Origin of the sequence: Sphingobacterium sp. HSC-15S19, from assembly GCF_050433745.1 — a bacterium.
GTDB classification, from domain to species: domain Bacteria; phylum Bacteroidota; class Bacteroidia; order Sphingobacteriales; family Sphingobacteriaceae; genus Sphingobacterium; species Sphingobacterium siyangense.
Map to the genome: position 1 here is coordinate 1 of NZ_JBNPWQ010000018.1, position 18,232 is coordinate 18,232.

13 protein-coding genes, 1 other RNA gene and 1 pseudogene are annotated in these 18,232 nt (G+C 37.7%); 7 read left to right on the forward strand and 8 right to left on the reverse strand.

The window, feature by feature from the left end:
• Positions 1 to 329: 329 nt before the first annotated feature.
• The 3 genes from L1283_RS15520 to L1283_RS15530 form a co-directional block, all read right to left on the reverse strand.
• Positions 330 to 908, reverse strand: a complete 579-nt coding sequence (locus L1283_RS15520; RefSeq protein ID WP_286778950.1) for a DUF4276 family protein — start codon at positions 906 to 908, stop codon at positions 330 to 332.
• Complete coding sequence (locus L1283_RS15525; RefSeq protein WP_286778949.1) at positions 905 to 2,131, reverse strand: AAA family ATPase; 1,227 nt, start codon at positions 2,129 to 2,131, stop codon at positions 905 to 907. The genes L1283_RS15520 and L1283_RS15525 overlap by 4 nt, the downstream gene beginning before the upstream one ends.
• Positions 2,132 to 2,504: 373 nt before the next feature.
• The gene (locus L1283_RS15530) at positions 2,505 to 3,830 is read right to left on the reverse strand and encodes a site-specific integrase (protein WP_286850066.1); all 1,326 of its coding nucleotides are present in this window, start codon (positions 3,828 to 3,830) and stop codon (positions 2,505 to 2,507) included.
• Between the two features lie 641 nt (positions 3,831 to 4,471).
• On the opposite strand from L1283_RS15530, the gene L1283_RS15535 reads away from it, so the two are divergent.
• Both L1283_RS15535 and L1283_RS15540 read left to right on the forward strand, forming a co-directional pair.
• Entirely contained in the window at positions 4,472 to 4,660 is a 189-nt protein-coding gene (locus tag L1283_RS15535; protein ID WP_286732683.1) for a hypothetical protein, read from the forward strand.
• A pseudogene (locus L1283_RS15540) lies at positions 4,623 to 5,417 on the forward strand (recombinase family protein); the annotation flags it as partial. The gene L1283_RS15535 and the pseudogene L1283_RS15540, both read left to right, overlap by 38 nt.
• A gap of 725 nt (positions 5,418 to 6,142) precedes the next feature.
• Here L1283_RS15540 and ssrA read toward each other — a convergent pair.
• From ssrA to L1283_RS15555, 3 genes are all read right to left on the reverse strand, one after another.
• Positions 6,143 to 6,510, reverse strand: a transfer-messenger RNA (tmRNA) gene (gene ssrA / locus L1283_RS15545).
• A gap of 285 nt (positions 6,511 to 6,795) precedes the next feature.
• Positions 6,796 to 8,826: a M3 family metallopeptidase gene (locus tag L1283_RS15550; protein WP_088162837.1), complete on the reverse strand. Its 2,031-nt coding sequence runs from the start codon at positions 8,824 to 8,826 to the stop codon at positions 6,796 to 6,798.
• A 172-nt stretch (positions 8,827 to 8,998) separates the two neighbouring features.
• The gene (locus tag L1283_RS15555) at positions 8,999 to 10,204 is read right to left on the reverse strand and encodes a pyridoxal phosphate-dependent aminotransferase (protein ID WP_232475608.1); all 1,206 of its coding nucleotides are present in this window, start codon (positions 10,202 to 10,204) and stop codon (positions 8,999 to 9,001) included.
• Positions 10,205 to 10,471: 267 nt separating this feature from the next.
• On the opposite strand from L1283_RS15555, the gene L1283_RS15560 reads away from it, so the two are divergent.
• From L1283_RS15560 to L1283_RS15575, 4 genes are all read left to right on the forward strand, one after another.
• Complete coding sequence (locus L1283_RS15560; protein ID WP_088162836.1) at positions 10,472 to 11,461, forward strand: cation diffusion facilitator family transporter; 990 nt, start codon at positions 10,472 to 10,474, stop codon at positions 11,459 to 11,461.
• A 144-nt stretch (positions 11,462 to 11,605) separates the two neighbouring features.
• A complete protein-coding gene (lepA, locus tag L1283_RS15565; RefSeq protein WP_120333313.1) occupies positions 11,606 to 13,396 on the forward strand; it encodes a translation elongation factor 4 in 1,791 nt (596 codons plus the stop codon).
• 64 nt (positions 13,397 to 13,460) lie between these two features.
• Positions 13,461 to 14,348 (forward strand): bifunctional 5,10-methylenetetrahydrofolate dehydrogenase/5,10-methenyltetrahydrofolate cyclohydrolase, encoded by an 888-nt coding sequence (locus L1283_RS15570; protein ID WP_145328292.1) that lies wholly within the window; start codon positions 13,461 to 13,463, stop codon positions 14,346 to 14,348.
• An 86-nt stretch (positions 14,349 to 14,434) separates the two neighbouring features.
• A complete protein-coding gene (locus tag L1283_RS15575; RefSeq protein WP_115046770.1) occupies positions 14,435 to 14,977 on the forward strand; it encodes a hypothetical protein in 543 nt (180 codons plus the stop codon).
• A 95-nt stretch (positions 14,978 to 15,072) separates the two neighbouring features.
• Here the strand turns inward: L1283_RS15575 and L1283_RS15580 are convergent, their stop codons facing one another.
• Positions 15,073 to 15,942, reverse strand: coding sequence for a serine hydrolase (locus tag L1283_RS15580; RefSeq protein WP_286850073.1), 870 nt, complete (start codon positions 15,940 to 15,942; stop codon positions 15,073 to 15,075).
• Positions 15,943 to 16,098: 156 nt separating this feature from the next.
• Between L1283_RS15580 and L1283_RS15585 the strand changes: the two genes are divergently transcribed.
• A complete protein-coding gene (locus L1283_RS15585) occupies positions 16,099 to 16,641 on the forward strand; it encodes a DUF1543 domain-containing protein (RefSeq protein WP_201638664.1) in 543 nt (180 codons plus the stop codon).
• Between the two features lie 66 nt (positions 16,642 to 16,707).
• Here L1283_RS15585 and L1283_RS15590 read toward each other — a convergent pair whose 3' ends face one another.
• On the reverse strand, positions 16,708 to 18,192 hold the full coding sequence (locus L1283_RS15590) for an amino acid permease (protein WP_075994050.1): 1,485 nt from the start codon (positions 18,190 to 18,192) through the stop codon (positions 16,708 to 16,710).
• Positions 18,193 to 18,232: the final 40 nt, after the last annotated feature.

Here is an 18,232-nt window from a genome sequence, read left to right on the forward strand (position 1 = left end):
ATAGCATACTTTTGGACTGGATTGTGTATTTATTAGTGCCGAAAATGCTGCACTCCAACTTACCAATTATGCTGCATTCTTATTTACCATTTACACCTATCTGGTTTTGGTATATTTTTAATCATTTAAACAGGGTATTTCTTTATTTTAAAAGAATGTATACAGGGATAATCGAGATAAATTTGGATATTCTAAGCCTAGTCTGGATAATGTGCCAAAAGAAATTTCATGAATTAGGGTCGTCTATTATTTTTTGTTGTGGAAATCCATATAAAATTGGGTGCGAAAACCACCTAAAGAATAATCCTAAGCATGTTGCTCTCAAGTTTCTATTTTATACTAAGTTCATTTTTTAAGACATTTACAAAATCTCTAAAAAATATGCATTTGGCCATAATTTTATTATAGTCTATCTCTGCAAATAATTCCCTGCAGTCAGATTCCACATATCTCCGTCGGCCTTTACTAGTTTCTCGTTTTAGTTTTTCTTTAGGGTCTTTTATACTAGTTGGATCTTTAGAAAATGTTAGTTTAGTTCCATATTTACGATTGATTAAATTAATATCAGCGAAAAGTAAAGCTTCCAATTCCCATACATTTAGTAAAATAACAGCCTTACAATTATTGGCGTAATCCTGTACTTTTTGAAACCAAATATTCCTCGAATCAACCTTAAGTTTATCAGAATTAAACCCATCTAAATCTCTAATACACACTAACAAATCATACTTTTCTATTTTAGTCTCCGCTGTGATCTGTTTAAAAAATTTAAAACTTTCTAATCCATCTCCCCTTAATTTTTTACAAAGGGTTTTAAATCTTATTGCAGAGCCAAATTGAGGTTTTAATAGATTTTCAAGAGCTACAGTATCATTTGGATCCTCTCCGATTAAGCCAATTACCTTCATTCTTCTAAATCTGAATAAACCCAATAATCGCTTAAATAACCCACCTCTTCAACATAAGTTCTCGCCTTTTCTCTTTCATCATTTGATAGCCTTCGTATAGATGTTCCGGAGTCTTTTGAATATGATACTATTTGAATTCTACTTAATTCTTCAATTTCAACGTAATTTAAAACTAAAGGAGAATGAGTTGATATAATAATTTGATTGAAGTCACTACGTTCCTTAATGAATTGCATTAAAAGATCAAATTGGTGGGGATGTATTCCTAACTCTGGCTCTTCTATCAAAATTACGCTTTCTTTCAAATCTTGTATTTGGGCAATAATATAGAATAATCTTTTTGTTCCATCAGAAAGATTGTTCCACGGTAACCAAGTATCATTTACGAAATACTCTATCTTGATGTTTTCAACATTAAAGCGTAGTTCGTCAAAATAAATATTAATATTTGAATTAAAACGTATATTCTTTATAGGGGTGTATTTTGAAAGTACACGGATAAATTCATCACTAAAAACAAATTTTGACTTAATATAATCAGTTGGAATTTCTTTTATCATATGGGAGTCAATTTGATCTGAACTTTTATTCTCGAAAAAATCTAAAAACTCAGTTTCTATGTTCCAAAAATAACGGTCTAAAAAATTATTTCCGATAGAATATATGCCTTCATACATATCAAAATCGATGATCAGCTTACCAGGTAAATCAATGAATTCAGGAGAAATAGGTAGATTGTACTCTAAGAGTATCGTACGAGGAAAAGTTAACATTACTGATCGTAGAGCATAATTATAAAAAAGTTGGCGAGATTTTACTATTAATGTTCCTTCGGATTCCCCAGCTAATAATTTTCCTCTATGATTTAACGGCAGATAAGTGCCATTTAAGGTATAAGTTCTTTTGAAAAAATACTTTTGACCAGGATTAATTTCTATATCTTCCGGGCTAAAAGCTTGTCTTTCATAATTCACTTCGAACAAATCGGCCCCGCTTAAAGACTCCATTACAAAGGATAGCGCTTTAACGTGACTATCCTGAGGTAGCCCTTTCGGCCTTAAAGCCTCTTTTACAATATAAAGCAAATTTGACTTTCCTGCTCCATTCTTCCCAATAATAATATTAAGGCCATTATTAAAATCAGCATTTATCTTATGGATTGATCTAAATCCAACAACTGCTATATTTTTCAAATAAAGACTTTCAATCAGTTTTTTAGTCATATACAAATGTAAAATTTATTGAACAAAAATCTACAATAATAGCGACGTCGAATCTTTGATGACCTTCTTTTGTATTATTTTGAAAATTTGAGCGTAAATATCTGTTACTGTCCGACCTTCTAGACCGAATGCATGACTCAGATCATCAGTTTAATATTTTATTAAATTTTAGGCTTAGTAGTAGTCAAAATAAATACAAGCCATACGCAAAATACTAGCGAAAATCCGATCCAAGGAGTTTTCATACTAAGGGCGGAGAAAAGCCCAATAGTCGATAGAATACAAAAGAGTAAGAATAATAATAAGGTCTTCATAATTGTAAGATTTAGAAATAATGAAATTATACTGCAATGAACTTCATCGCAGTATATACTTAAGCAGCTTGTTTGTTCTTATTTTTCTTTTTCTTCGATTTATTTTTTTTATCTTTTTTTGAGTCGATTTTTCTCAGAATTCTCATTACCTTTTTTTGGACATCATCAACAATTTTCCAGTCTTTTTCTATATAGATATCTGTTACTCTATTCCCTTCGTCGACATGATTTAGAGCGAGTGAGACATCATCTTTATTTAAGCGGCATCTATTTCTAGCAGTGTTTGCAAAAGTATGTCTTGCCCAGTACAAGGTGAGATTTTTAATTCCGGTTAGGTTACGAAGGTGGAGCATTCCCTTTGATAATGCATAATTAAGGTAATTAGGATTTCTATATCGATTTCGTAGTTTTTCGATATATTTTTCGAGAAGTGGCCTCGCTTCATCAATTATTCTAATGCTAATAAAGGCATTGTCTTTTCTTAAATCCTTAGTCTTTTTTCGATTGTAATCTATTCTACCATTTCTGATATCTGATCTATTTAAGTAGTATAGATCAATAGCATTAATGCCACAGAGGTAGAACGATAGCATATAGAGTTCTTTGGCTAATTCAGCTCGACTGTTGGCTACTGTAGGCCAATCCCTTAATTTTAAAACATCATCAATTTCATTGTTTCTGTTTTTTGTGAGAGGGGGAGAACCAACCTTATATTTTGAAAAAGGGTAATGTTTGATTCGATAGATCCCCAAATCTTCGTTGTTGTATTTTCTTCTGGCCTCGTTAAAGAGGGTTCTTAAATCTCGCATGTGATTGTGAAGCCCACTGTCCGATAGACCTTTCTCAGTTGTTATGACTGGATTTCCAAATTGATTAATCCTAGTCATGATTCTATCGGACTTCAGGAATCGTTCATACATAAACAGCATGTTTGAATTTATTTCCTTTATGGATACAGTCTGTCTTTTAAAATAATCAACAAGGCTATTGCAGATAGCTGTATGATTCTTCGCAGTTCCTGTTCTACCATCAGCTTTTAATCGTTCGATATGTTCCCTACAAAATGATATGAATTCTACATCCTCATCCATATCTTTTAGGTAATCTTTTAAAGCTTCCGCTGTAAAATATTCAAGTCTCCCATCAAGTTCGCTAATTGCTTTACGGTATTCTTTGAGTTGGTCATTTAACTTATCAAGAACAAAGCTGTCTTTGATCTTTTTTTCTTTAGTGAGTTGCTTCTGAACAACATAGTGATTGGTGTCCAAAAACTTTCTTTCTCCCTTGTGATAGACACAGATTTTTACATTGTAGGTGCCATCGGATTTCTTGTGGTGTTCATAAACTTTCGCGCTTACGGTTGCCATAATTTTTTTCTTTAGCACGTAAAAATTCCCGTTACATATTTGTTACATTTTTACGTGAAGTTCAACAAAAAACTATGCAAAACTGGCCGAATAGGGTACTTTACCCATGGCCATCACATCAATGGAAATTGATGCGAAGAAACGAAAAAAGCGGCTTTTTCGCATAGAAAAGCCGCTTTTTTGCTTTGTGCTCCCACCTGGGCTCGAACCAGGGACCAAAAGATTATGAGTCTAATAGTCGATACCAATTATCTGACTGAAAAAATTGGTTCGACTTGTTACGGATGGGCACTAGGCAATTTTTAGTATTGTTCCTTACTCATCTAAATTTTTAACGACTGAATGTTGAATTTAAATATGAAAAATTTAAATCGTTTCAAATTTTGAACGTAAACGGTTTGACATGTAGAGTAATGAATCAATATGAAATTTTAGTAAATATTTTTTTATGATTTTAATAAAGAAAAATGGAAAATCAGAAATTAATCAATTGGAGAACGAAGAAAAAAAGAATGACAAAGTGAGTCTACTCAATTTAAAACAATTATGGGATAATAAATATACTCCTCCCTAAATTAATCAATAAACTTAAGTCAATCGATTTGAAGACGTCATGTTGATTATATTACTAATATTGAGATTTTATTTACTAAATACCTATGCCAAAAAAGATAGTTACAAAAGAGAATTACGATGTTGGTAAATTGTATAAAAAAGACGATACAACAGCAGACCTAAAAGTAAAAAATGAAGAAAAATTAGTAAATTTAATAGTTAAAATTTTGGTTAAAAAAGCAATAAACGAAGCTAATGAAAAAGGGTATACGCTATTTAAGATACAGCAGTGATGGTCAAAGTTTACATAGTATCGAACGTCAGGATTTAATAACAAGCCAATGGATGAATAATAGCGGTGTGGAAATTGTGGATACATTTATCGACGAAGGACACACTGCACGAAACTTTGATAGGCCGGATATTAAAGTTCTTTTTGACTTTATCAAAAAGAACCATGATCAAATTGATTACTTGGTCGTAGCTGAGTTAACAAGATTCAGTAGGATCGCAGGCGACGCCATTAATATGGTTACAAAAATTCAAGCACTTTATGATGTGAGGATTGTAAGCGCTAGTAGAGGATCAATTTATGATTGTATGGATCATAATTCATTCTTTATAATGGGGCTTGAATTTTTAATGGGTAATTCTGAAAATATAAAAAGACAGAATGATATAAATGCAGGAATCTATACTGCCAAAGCGGTTAAAGGACTTTGGATTCAAGGCGGGCGGGCTCCATTTGGTTATAAAAAGGAGGGTAAGAATGAGGCACGTCGTCTAGTAGTGGATGAAAGTGAAGCAATTGTCGTTAGATATATTTATGATGCTTATATAGCAGGAGTTGCTTTATACAAAATTAAGGAAAAGGCAATAGAAATGGGATTAAAACGCACGGCAACTACTGCCGTTGAACGAATATTAACAAACCCTTTATATTATGGATTTCAACAAGTCAAAGCATGGAAACAAAATCCAGGAGGGTTATTCCCTCTAAAAAATCACGAGCCAATTATTGAAGCAACGACTTGGAAATTAGTTAATGAAAAGATAAAAAGAGGTAATAAAGAAAGGAAAATTTATGACGACCTAATTCCACTACGTGGTGCCTTACGCTGCCATTGTGGAAAACTATTAACTGGTGCTGCTAGTAAAGGGAAAATGGGAAAATACTATTATTATTATAAATGTAGCATCGCTAGTGCCCATAATAATATAAGTGCTAAAAAAGCTCACAAACAATTATCCGGCGCTTTAGAATTAATGAGTCTTCCTGAAAAACTAATATCGAGTATAAAGGAGAAGAGCCAGATCGAGATGGAGATAACTTTAAAGGAACATAAAACATTATTAAAACAACGCCAAATCGAATACGAGCAGACAGGAGAAAAGCTTATGTCAATCGAAGAAAAATGGATTACAAATCGGATTCAACACGATACTTATGAAAGGTGGCATAATGAGTTGACTATAAAAAAAGAATCTCTTAAAGAACAAATTGATAAGTTAAGACATAATGGAGATAAGACATTTTTATTGTTACGAGATCAATTATTTTATCTTTCAGACCTTAATTACGTTTATACAGAAGCTAACACAATAGAAAAGCAGGAACTCATTAAAATGGTGTTCGACGACTTTTTATACTATGAGAATGGTATCTATCGAACTCCATATATTATGGAACCTTTTATTCGTAATGAATTGAAAATGAGAGAAATGGGGTGTTTAGATTATACAAAAAAACGGGATAATTTTTCAATTATCCCGTCAAGTGGAGCTGGAGAGATTCGAACTCTCGTCCAGTCATGGTACTGTATACGCTTTCTACATGTTTAGCTTCTCTTTAATTGTCGAGCGAGGGAAGGTGAGTCGCTTACCTATACCGTACGCCGTAGTTGCTGTTTCTCACAAGTGCTTAGCAACATCACACTTGCCAGTTCTATTGTTCGATGCCCCGAATGTTAAACCAAAGAACAGGATCTAACGGGACAAATAGCTATGTTAAGTCTAACTTAAGCAGCTAAGGCGTAGTTTTCTTCGCCAGTTATAATTCTGAAAGTTCAGATTAAAGTGCTCTACTAACAACGCACTACATGCTTACATAACCGTCTCCATCCTGTCAATTCCGGTCAACCCCAATTATGTCTTACAAAGGTACTATTTTTTTGCTTAATCAGCAAGATGTGTCGTGTTCTGACCTAATGTCTCGTTATTTGGTTGGAAACAAATGAGATAGTTTCTGTATTTGCCTGATGAAAGCATGAGAATGGCAAAAGTTCATGATAGCGTCCAAACCAGAGGTACATTCAAATAACTGTTTGCACCTAATTGTTTGCACAGAAATTTATCGGTGAACAACAAAGTTATGGTTGAAAAAAAGCTGGATATAAAATCCAGCTTTTTTATTATTTGATCAATCCAATTATTTGATCAATCCAGCTCTTTTCAACAAAGGTTCTACCGAAGGTTCTTGTCCGCGGAAACGTTTGTAAAGGACCATTGGATGTTCGGTACCACCTTTTGAAAGTATATTATCCTTGAATTTGGCCGCGATCTCCTTGTTGAAGATGCCGTTTTGTTTAAAGTAGTCAAATGCATCGGCATCCAGTACTTCGGCCCATTTGTAGCTGTAATAGCCCGAAGAATAACCGCCATTGAAAATATGGGAGAAGGCTGTGCTCATGGCATTTTCCTTGACATCAGGATAGAGTTTTGTCGAGGCAAACTGTTCATCTTCGAATGCTTTCAGATCCGAGATCGCGGTTGGATCCTGTCCATGCCAGCCCATATCCAATAGACCAAAGCTCAATTGGCGCATTGTTGCCATACCCTCAAGAAATGAAGCGCTTTCGCGGATCTTTTCGACAAGTTCAATCGGGATCACTTCGCCAGTTTCATAGTGTTTGGCAAATAGCTCAAGAGCTTCTTTTTCGTAGCACCAGTTTTCCATCACTTGACTCGGTAGCTCGACAAAATCCCAATATACAGAGGTTCCAGATAGTGTAGGATAAGTGCTATCAGCCAACATACCATGTAGGGCATGTCCAAATTCGTGAAATAATGTGGTCACTTCCTGAAAGGTCAACAGCGAAGGTTTTGAAGCTGTAGGACGCGTAAAATTGCAAACAATGGAGACATGCGGACGTTCTTGTTTACCCTGTTGAATGTACTGTGGTTTGAAAGAGGTCATCCAGGCCCCATTTCTCTTTCCTTTACGCGGGAAGAAATCGGCATAGAAGATAGCGACTAATTCACCGTTGTCTTTACTGACCTCAAATGTTTGTACTTCTTCGTGGTAGGTATCTATTGTATCAACTGCCTTGAAGTTGATGCCAAACAAGCGATGGGCTACTTCAAATGCACCTTGTAAGACATTTTCAAGTTTGAAATAAGGTTTGAGCTTTTCATCGTCCAGATTAAAGCGTTCTTGTTTCAGCTTTTCGGCATAATAGGCGCCATCCCATTTTTCCAATTGGTCTATGCCATGCATATTTTTTGCAAATTGGGATAATTCTGCAAATTCTTTCACTGCTGCTGGTTTCGCTTTTCCAAGTAGGTCGTTTAGGAATTCGGTGACTTTGCTTGGATTTTGTGCCATACGTTCGGCAAGGACAAAGTCTGCATGGGTGGCGTATCCTAATAATTTGGCCCGTTCGAAGCGAAGTTTTACAATTTTAAGGACATTGTCCACGTTGTTGTGCTCGTTGTCCTGAAAAGCTTTACGGCCTGCGGCGAGGGTAATTTCTTTGCGAAGTTCTCGATTGTCGGCATAAGTGACAAAAGGAAGATAGCTCGGGAAATCCAGAGTAAAAAGCCAGCCTTCTTTTTCGTTGGCTTTAGCCAAAGCATGTGCAGCTTCTACAGCACCCTCTGGAAGTCCGGCAAGATCTTTTTCGTCTGTTACCAACAGCTGATAGGCATTGGTTTCGGCCAGGACATTCTCCCCGAATTTCAATTTTAAAAGTGATAGCTCGGCATCTATTTCGCGGAGCTTTTCTTTCTGTTCATCATTTAAAAGTGCGCCGTTGCGTACAAAATCCTTATAGGATTTTTCCAATAAGGTGGTTTGCTCTGCCGTCAATGTCAGTTGATCCTTCTGATCGTATACAGCCTTAACCCTTTTGAAAAGATCGAAATTTAAGGTGATATCATTGCCTAAAGCAGATAGTTTTGGGGCGACGTCCTGTGCGATCTTTTCGAGATCAGCATTGGTTTCAGCGGAATGGAGATTGAAAAAGATATTGGACAAACGATCTAGTGTCTGTCCAGAGTAGGACATAGCAGCGATGGTATTGTCGAAAGTTGCCGTTTCGGGATTGTTGACGATAGCATCGACTTCATCTTTTGTCTTCTGAATAGCTTCATCAAATGCGGGAATATAATCTTCGTTTTTTATCTGTGAAAACGGAGCCGTGTCGTGCTGCGTTTTAAATTTTTCTGTTAAAATACTCATAGGAGTAAATGTAATAAATATTTATTTCAAGCGATAACATCTGCTTAAATTATGGGGCTGAGATGATATTTGACCGAATAGGCGTTTAGACTGCGCCGAAAATTTAGGAGGAAAATTAGAACTGCATAAAAAAAGAGCTCAGAGGAGCTCTTTTTTATATTTGGATAAGAGATTAGGCCAGTTTTCCTAATGCTTCTTTGATTCTTTTTAAAGCTTCGATCAAACTTTCGTCTGAGGCTGCATAAGACAAGCGGATGTAATTGTCGTTACCGAATGAATCTCCACCTACTGTAGCTACGTGACCAACATTCAATAAGTACAATGCCAAATCAGATGAGTTTTTAATGACATTACCATCTTGGTCTTTTTTACCAAAGAACGAAGAGATTTCTGGGAAGAAATAGAATGCACCCTCTGGAAGATTTGTTCTTACGCCAGGGATTTCAGTCAATAGATCGTATACCAATTGGCGACGACGAGCGAAAGCTTCTTTCATTTTGTTGACAGATTCTAATCCTTGTTCATAAGCGACGATACCCGCACGTTGAGAAATTGAACATGTACCTGAGGTTGTCTGTCCTTGTAATTTATCATTCGCGGCAGCAATGGTTTTGTTGGCAGCGATATAACCTAAACGCCATCCCGTCATTGCAAATGCTTTTGAAAAGCCATTGATGATAATTACTCTATCTTTGATGCTTTCAAATTGTGCGATGGATTCGTGTTTGTCTACAAAATTGATATGTTCGTAGATTTCATCGGATAAGATAAATACCTGTGGATGTTTTTCGAAAACTTCAGCTAATGCAGCCAATTCATCTTTGCTGTAAACTGTTCCTGTGGGGTTGTTTGGCGAAGAGAACATAAACAATTTGGTTTTTGGTGTAATTGCCGCTTCCAATTGTGCTGGTGTAATCTTAAAGTTATTGTCGATCTCTGTATTGATAAATACCGATTTTCCTTCCGCTAAAACGACCATTTCGGAGTATGATACCCAATATGGTGTTGGGATAATTACCTCATCACCCGGGTTGATCAAAGTCAAAATTACATTAGACAGGGATTGTTTCGCACCTGTAGAAACAACAATTTGAGAAATATCATAATCTAAATTGTTTTCTGTCTTCAACTTGTTTACAATTGCCTGGCGCAATTCAGGGTATCCCGGTACCGGCGAATAACGCGTCCAGTTTTCATCTAGGGCTTTCTTCGCTGCATCTTTTACATGCTCAGGGGTGTTGAAATCAGGTTCACCTACGCTAAGGCTAATTACATTAACGCCTTTTGCTGCTAATTCGCGGCCCAACTTGGTCATTTTAAGTGTAGCCGATTCGGACAAATTATTTATCCTGTCTGATAAGTATGATGATGTGCTCATGGTAAGACAAAGATATTATATACGTTGCAAATAATCTTCTTTATTTTTGAGAATTTACAAAGAAAAGTAGCTCTTTTATTGAGCTTTTTTAATAAAAGGGCTGTTGAAGCGATTTAGCACAGTTATTTAATTGATCCCTGACGTTGGATGTTCAAAACTAATCGTTCTGATTTGTCGTTATATCTTTACCTTTGCGCTCACAAAAATGCTGGCTAGTCCTCATTTCATCATTAGCTCATAGAAGGTTTCATATAGAAGATAAGCATCATGTCAAGACAAAGAAGATTGGTTTTATTATCGCTTTTTACGGGAATAGGTTTGATGATTGTGAAGTTTTTTGCCTACTTTTTAACGGACTCCAGTGCAATCTTTACAGATGCGGCAGAGAGTATCGTTAATGTGATTGCTTCGGGTTTTGCATTTTATAGTATTTATCTTTCGGCGCAGCCTAAGGATGAGAATCATCCCTACGGGCATGGTAAAGTGGAATTCTTTTCGGTGTTTTTAGAAGGTGGACTTATTTTTATTGCTGGCGCCATTATCTTAGCCAAGGCTTGTTACAATCTTTTCTTTCCTGCAGCGTTAACACACCTTGAACAAGGGATTTATCTGATCGGTATTACATCTGTGATAAATTTTGCAGTAGGATTCTATATCATGAAGCGTGGACGTGCATTGGGGTCTATTACCTTGGTGGCGGATGGAAAACATCTGCAGGTAGATGCCTATAGTACGGTCGGATTGATACTGGGTTTATTATTGATGAGACTGACAGGTTTCCAATGGATCGATGTGGTCATTTCAATTGTACTGGGGCTTTTTATCCTCTTCAATGGTTATAAGCTACTTCGCCAATCGATCGGTGGATTGATGGATGAATCGGATACAGCGCTCGTACAGGATGTCGTCGAAATCTTGGAGCGCAATCGGAAAGATGAATGGATTGATGTTCATAATCTTCGTGTACAGCGCTATGGGAACGAACTCCATGTAGATTGCCATCTCACACTACCCCGTTACCTTGACTTGATCCAGGTGCATGATGAAATTTCTGCTGTAGATAAGATTGTCAATAAGGAAATGTCGGTACGGACCGAATTTTTCGTTCATGCGGATCCTTGTCTTCCACAGTGCTGCCAATATTGTCAGGTCGGCAATTGTCCAATTCGTTCGGAGCAATTTCGGGAACGAATTTCTTGGGACACAGACAATGTTACACGAAATCAGAAACATTTTTTATATGCTATTGCTGAATAGCGAATACAGTTTCTACCGTTCTTAACAGGAATAGTGTCTAGTCTGATTTCTTCGCGTATAGTAAACTAAAAAAAAGCTAGTTTATATAAATATATATAAAAAAAGGTATCTTTGCCTTTTAGCAAAAGAGTTTAAAAATCCTATATGAAGCACATTCGTAATTTCTGTATTATTGCGCATATTGACCATGGCAAAAGTACTTTGGCAGACCGCCTTTTAGAGTATACCAATACCATCAGTCAGCGTGAGGCACAGGCACAATTACTTGATAATATGGATTTGGAACGTGAACGTGGTATTACGATCAAGAGTCACGCCATCCAAATGAATTATAAAAGAGATGGTCAGGAATATATCTTGAACCTGATTGATACCCCGGGACACGTGGATTTTTCTTATGAGGTGTCGCGTTCAATTGCTGCCTGCGAGGGCGCTTTATTGATCGTTGATGCATCTCAAGGTATTCAGGCGCAAACGATTTCAAATTTATATCTAGCGTTGGAACATGATTTGGAAATCATCCCAATTCTTAACAAAATGGACCTTCCTGGTGCTATGCCTGAAGAAGTCAAAGATCAGATTGTGGATTTGATCGGTGGTGACCGCAATGCGATTATTCCTGCATCTGGTAAAACAGGTCTTGGTGTTCCGGATATTTTGGAGGCTATTGTGGACCGTATTCCTCATCCAGTGGGTGATCCTGATGGACCTTTGCAAGCCTTGATTTTTGACTCTGTTTTCAACTCATTCCGTGGTATCATGGCTTACTTTAAAGTTGAAAATGGTGAAATCCGTAAGGGCGACCGCGTGAAATTTGTTGCTACTGGGAAAGAATATTTTGCCGATGAAATTGGTACGCTGAAGTTGAATCAAGTACCCAAAGAAGTCATTAAGACCGGTGATGTAGGTTATATTATCTCTGGTATCAAGGAGGCACGTGAAGTGAAAGTAGGGGATACCATTACGCATAAGGATCGTCCTTGTTCTGAGGCTATTCAAGGGTTTGAAGAGGTGAAACCGATGGTCTTTGCGGGTATTTATCCTGTGGATACGGAGGATTACGAGGAGTTGCGTGAATCGATGCACCGTTTGCAGCTAAACGATGCTTCTTTGGTGTTTGAACCAGAGTCGTCGGCAGCTTTGGGTTTCGGTTTCCGTTGTGGTTTCTTGGGTATGCTTCACATGGAGATTATTCAAGAGCGCCTAGAGCGCGAGTTTGATATGACGGTGATCACGACAGTTCCCAACGTATCCTATAAGGCCTATATGACCAAAGATAAAGAGGAAGTGATCGTACATAATCCTTCAGATCTACCGGATCCAAGTAAATTGGATTCAATCGAAGAGCCATATATCAAAGCTAATATTATTACGAAATCGGATTTCGTTGGACCAATTATGTCACTTTGTATCCAGAAACGCGGTACGATCATGAACCAGCATTATTTGACTTCAGATCGTGTTGAATTGGTTTTTGAAATGCCAATGGGAGAAATTGTATTTGACTTTTATGATAAATTGAAAACAATCTCTAAAGGATACGCTTCATTTGATTACCACCAGATTGGTTATCGCAAGTCAGATTTGGTAAAACTGGATATTCGATTGAACGATGAACCTGTAGATGCCTTATCATCGTTGATACATCGGAGCAACGCATATGATTTTGGTAAAAAGATCTGTGAAAAACTAAAAGAACTGTTACCACGTCAACAATTTGAAATTCGTATCCAAGCGTCAATCGGTGCAAAGATTATTGCCCGGGAGACGATCTCAGCTTTACGTAAAGATGTTACGGCAAAATGTTATGGTGGTGATATCTCCCGGAAGCGTAAGCTTTTGGAAAAACAAAAGAAAGGTAAGAAACGCATGCGTCAGGTTGGGAACGTAGAGATTCCGCAATCTGCATTTATGGCGGTATTGAAATTAGATTAATCAAAATAACACAATAATAAAGGAGCTCTTGGGCTCCTTTTAAATACAATAAAATCTCCTAAACATGAATCTATTAGATGGTAAACTAGTTTCCGAAAAAATTAAAGAGCAAATAGCGTTAGATGCGGCTGAATTTACTACACAGACTGGCCGTAAGCCTCATCTGGTTGCTATCCTTGTGGGGAATGATGGTGGTAGCGAAACCTATGTAGCTAGCAAAATGCGCAACTGTCAACTGGTCGGCTTTGAATCAACAAACATTCGTTATGATGAAAACATAACAGAGGATGAATTGATCGCTAAGGTCAAAGAAATCAATCAGGATGAGTCTATTGATGGTTTGATTGTGCAGTTGCCTTTACCAAAACATATTGATCCGGATAAAGTTACCGAAGCAATTGATTACCGCAAAGATGTGGATGGTTTCCATCCGATCAACCTCGGACGTATGCAACGTAATCTTCCTTGTTTTATTCCAGCTACGCCATATGGTATTATGTTGATGTTGGATTATTATAAGATCGATACAGCAGGCAAGCACGCCGTAGTGGTTGGAAGAAGCAATATCGTAGGATCGCCAATGAGTATCTTACTGGCTCGTAATTCCAATCCAGGTAATTGTACTGTTACATTAACACATAGTCGCACAAAAGACCTTAAAACAGAGGTTTTGCGTGGTGATATCGTTGTTGCGGCAATCGGGAAGAAAAATTTTGTTACTGCAGACATGGTTAAAGACGGTGCAGTAGTAATTGATGTCGGTATTAATAGAGAAACTTCTACAGCAACGAAATCTGGTTTTAAGCTATTTGGTGATGTTGATTTTGAAAATGTTGCTCCTAAAGCGTCCTGGATTACACCGGTACCGGGCGGAGTTGGGTTAATGACGATCGTCGGTTTGTTGAAAAATACACTGGAAGCTGCGAAAGGAACAATCTATCCGAAGCAATAATTTTGTCTAATTGGCATAGAAGTTGTAAATTGATGTATACGTGCTCTGATGAGCCGTTGAAAACTACACTCATAAATCAATTTATAATGAAGAAAATTGCACTTTTAGCAGTCGTAGCAGGAGCATTGGTCATGTCTTCTTGCAACAATTCGGAGAAAAAAGACACTACAGCGACAGATTCGGCAAAAACAGTCGGTGAGCATGTAGATGCGGCAATCGCAGATTTAAAAAATGCGGAGGAAAATGCCCGTTTGAAAGCAGAGCAGGCGAAAAAGGATTTGGATGAAGCTATCGCGAAAGGCGATAAAGCCGCCGAGGAAAAGGCTCGAGCTGCTTCTGAAGAAGCTAACACAGCTTGGGAGAAAACCAAGGATGCTTTGCGTAATGCTGGAGAGGATGTAAAAGAGGGATTGAAAGATGCAAAAGATGCGACAGTAGATGCGACAAATACAGCTGTTGATAAAACAAAAGATGCTGCAAAAGATGTCGCTGACGGTACGAAGAAAGTTGCAAATGATGTTGCTACCGGAACCAAGGAGGCCGCTAAAGATGTAAAAGATGCTTCCAAAAAAGTAGGTGACGATATTAGTCGGAAAGCTAAAAATGTAGGTGAAGCGTTGAAAAATTAGTTGACGTATTTCATTTGAACTATAGGGAAGGGGGGCACTTTTTTGAGTGCCTCCCCTTTTTATATCACATCTTTATAACATTGACTTAAATAGGCTTATTGGTAGTAATCCCATAACAATTTGGAAAGTTTACGGGTAAGTACCTCTGCTTCATTTGTTTTTCCCCAGCTTTTATCTGTATTGTTCTTGGTGAAAATACTGAAAACGTAATCTCCTTTCGGTGCATTGACCAAAATGACCTCATTGCGTACGTCATCTAAAGAGCCTGTTTTTGAAGCTGTTTTAACAGTGGATGGGATTTGCGATAGCCCTCTTTCATCATAGAACATGTTGCCCATAAAACGATACATCTGATCGGAAGATTTTGGGGATACAACTTTGCCTTGTCGGATTAGTGTGACCAAGTCGGCCATTTCTTTTGGTGTAGTCTGGCCCCAACCATATCTTTCCCAATCTGACTTCCGTCCCTCTGTCTGTGAGTTGACACGCGTCTGGGTTAATTGAAGCTCGCTCATTAATTTATTGATCGCGACACCTCCTCCCGCAAGGTTTTGATTCCAAATGCTGGTTACATTATCACTATAAGATAGCATAAGCGCAACCAAGGTTTTCAGATCAACTTGTGTACTGTCTTTAAAAAATTGCATTAGCCCTGAGCCGCCATATCGTTGACTAGCACGGTAGAGCAGTTGCTGATCAAGTTGTAGTTCACTTTTTTCAATTTTATCAAAGATGCCGACTAAAATGGGGATTTTGACAATGCTTGCCGTCGGGAAAATGCTGTCGCCCTGGATGTTGACTTCTTTGTTTTTTTTGAGATGGTGTACATAAATGCCGACATCGCCTTGAAAACCCTGAATCAGCTGTTTAATCTGTGATTCGAGTTTTTTATCGGTAGCGGCTTTTTGACCAAAGGACAGTAATGATAAGAATAGTAACGCAAATGATAGGAATATTTTGTGCATTGTGAAGATATAATATATGTTAAATGTGGCGGATAATAGTTATTTTTATTGTTTATAGGGCTTAAGTTATGAAATATCCATGATTCGTACGCACAGACATCGATGAAAAATAAACTGGATATTCTAGCACGGACATTGAATGACTGATTTTTGACTATGAAATTATTTATGATTTTGATCGGTTGTAAACCGAAAAATAGACGGACAGAACAGCATGACATTTTCTTTGGTATTGGTAATGAGCTCAAGGATTTTGTCGATCCCATTAAAGATTTTTGGCCAGAGGCTGACGGTAAAATTCACATTGATGCGTACCGTATTGTCCATAAGATTGGGGAATATGAGATCAAGGTTACTGAAAGGGGGAATGAACAGGCTATTGATTCGGAATTGAAGTTGTTTTTTGTCAATTTAGGTGGCTACAAACCGAATGAATTTGACGAGTTCCATTACAAAGAACTTATTGTAGCATCTAGTTTGGCCAAGGCGACTGAAAAGGCAAAACGCACTGTTTTTTGGAAGCACCACAGTTCGGCACATATCGATGATAAGTACGGTTTGGATGTTGATGATATTTATGAGATAGAAGATTTGCTATTACCTCATGATAAAGAGCTGTATAGTATTCAAATTACGCCAAAGATCGGTCTAGAAGAAGATACCATTGCGAATGGATATTTTAAACTGAGTGCGCTGTAATAAGAATGTGCTATTGGATTTCTTAAACATAAAAAAGGCTTCTTTATTAAGAAGCCTTTTTTATGTTTAACCAACCTTTTGTTGGTTCTGATGTTGTTTTCTAATGACACTATGTTTTTTGCCGTATACAAAGTAAATCAATAAGCCTATAGCAAGCCAGACGGCTAAACGCTCCCAGCTTTCAATTGGCAATGAAGCCATCATTAAAATACAGACCAAGATACCCATGATTGGAACGAAAGGAACCAATGGTGTTTTAAATGGGCGTTCCAAATTAGGATCTGTTTTACGCAGTACTAGAATACCTACACATACGAGGGTGAAGGCAAATAGGGTACCAATACTTACCATATGGCCAAGGTCAGAAACTGGAACGAAACCTGCGAATATACTTACAAATACCATGAAAATAGCATTTGTTTTCCAAGGAGTCTGTCTTTTGGATAAGTCTGAAAATATCTTTGGAAGCAAACCATCTTTACTCATCGAATAAAATACGCGGCTCTGACCAAGTAACATCACGAGAATAACTGAAGTGTATCCTGCAATAATCGTAATAATCAACGCTGTATTTAAGAAATGATATCCAGTTTTTGCAAAAGCTGTCGCAACAGGTTTTGCGTCACCTTTGAACATCGTATAGTTTTCGATGCCTGTCATTACGTAAGAGAATAAAACGTACAAAAGTGTACAGATTATTAACGAGCCGATGATACCGATTGGCATACCTTTTTTTGGATCTTTCGCTTCCTGGGCAGCTGTACTCACTGCGTCAAAGCCGATGAATGCAAAAAAGACAACCCCAGCAGCGCGCAATACACCACTGATACCAAAGTGACCGAAGTCATCACTCTTTAAAAATGACCAGAAGCTTTGTTGTCCACTTTTTACAAGCTCTTCACCTGCATTTACAGGGATAAATGGATCGTGGTTTGCAGGATTGATAAAGCTCCATCCCAAGGCGATAAAAATCAATACAACACCGACTTTTAGGATAACCAATATATTGTTTACACGGGATGATTCCTGTGTACCACGCATGAGCAATAGCGACAGTAAACAAACAATAATGATAGCAGGTAAGTTGACCACTCCACCTTCCCAAGGGCCTTTGAGTAGGGTATCGGGGAGCTGGATATGGAATATCATCAGGAGCTGGTTGAAATATTGGGACCAGCTGACGGCTACTGTAGCTCCTGCCAGTGCGTATTCTAGGACGAGATCCCAGCCGATAATCCAGGCGACAAATTCACCCATTGTGGCGTAGGAATATGTGTAAGCACTTCCGGCAACAGGAATCATAGAGGCAAATTCGGCATAACAAAGACCTGCGAACCCACAGCCTACTGCTGCGATAATGAAAGATAGGATAACAGCTGGCCCTGCATTTTCAGCAGCGGCAATCCCTGTTAGGGAGAAAAGTCCTGCCCCAATGATGGCCCCGACCCCGAGGGCGATAAGGCCCGAGCTGGACAGTGTCCTCTTTAGCGTGTGTTCTCCATTTTCATTTGCTTCAGCAATGAGTTGAGGAATCGATTTTTTAAATAGCATAGGATTAATTCTTTACGATTATTTAGCTTTTCAATTGTTT

Excerpts from the sequence above, each read along its gene's own strand:
- L1283_RS15520 (WP_286778950.1), bottom strand. The coding sequence starts at position 908 with ATGAAGGTAATTGGCTTAATCGGAGAGGATCCAAATGATACTGTAGCT.
- L1283_RS15525 (WP_286778949.1), bottom strand. The coding sequence starts at position 2,131 with ATGACTAAAAAACTGATTGAAAGTCTTTATTTGAAAAATATAGCAGTT.
- L1283_RS15535 (WP_286732683.1), top strand. The coding sequence starts at position 4,472 with ATGCCAAAAAAGATAGTTACAAAAGAGAATTACGATGTTGGTAAATTG.
- L1283_RS15550 (WP_088162837.1), bottom strand. The coding sequence starts at position 8,826 with ATGAGTATTTTAACAGAAAAATTTAAAACGCAGCACGACACGGCTCCG.
- L1283_RS15555 (WP_232475608.1), bottom strand. The coding sequence starts at position 10,204 with ATGAGCACATCATCATACTTATCAGACAGGATAAATAATTTGTCCGAA.
- L1283_RS15560 (WP_088162836.1), top strand. The coding sequence starts at position 10,472 with ATGTCAAGACAAAGAAGATTGGTTTTATTATCGCTTTTTACGGGAATA.
- lepA (WP_120333313.1), top strand. The coding sequence starts at position 11,606 with ATGAAGCACATTCGTAATTTCTGTATTATTGCGCATATTGACCATGGC.
- L1283_RS15570 (WP_145328292.1), top strand. The coding sequence starts at position 13,461 with ATGAATCTATTAGATGGTAAACTAGTTTCCGAAAAAATTAAAGAGCAA.
- L1283_RS15575 (WP_115046770.1), top strand. The coding sequence starts at position 14,435 with ATGAAGAAAATTGCACTTTTAGCAGTCGTAGCAGGAGCATTGGTCATG.
- L1283_RS15580 (WP_286850073.1), bottom strand. The coding sequence starts at position 15,942 with ATGCACAAAATATTCCTATCATTTGCGTTACTATTCTTATCATTACTG.
- L1283_RS15585 (WP_201638664.1), top strand. The coding sequence starts at position 16,099 with ATGAAATTATTTATGATTTTGATCGGTTGTAAACCGAAAAATAGACGG.
- L1283_RS15590 (WP_075994050.1), bottom strand. The coding sequence starts at position 18,192 with ATGCTATTTAAAAAATCGATTCCTCAACTCATTGCTGAAGCAAATGAA.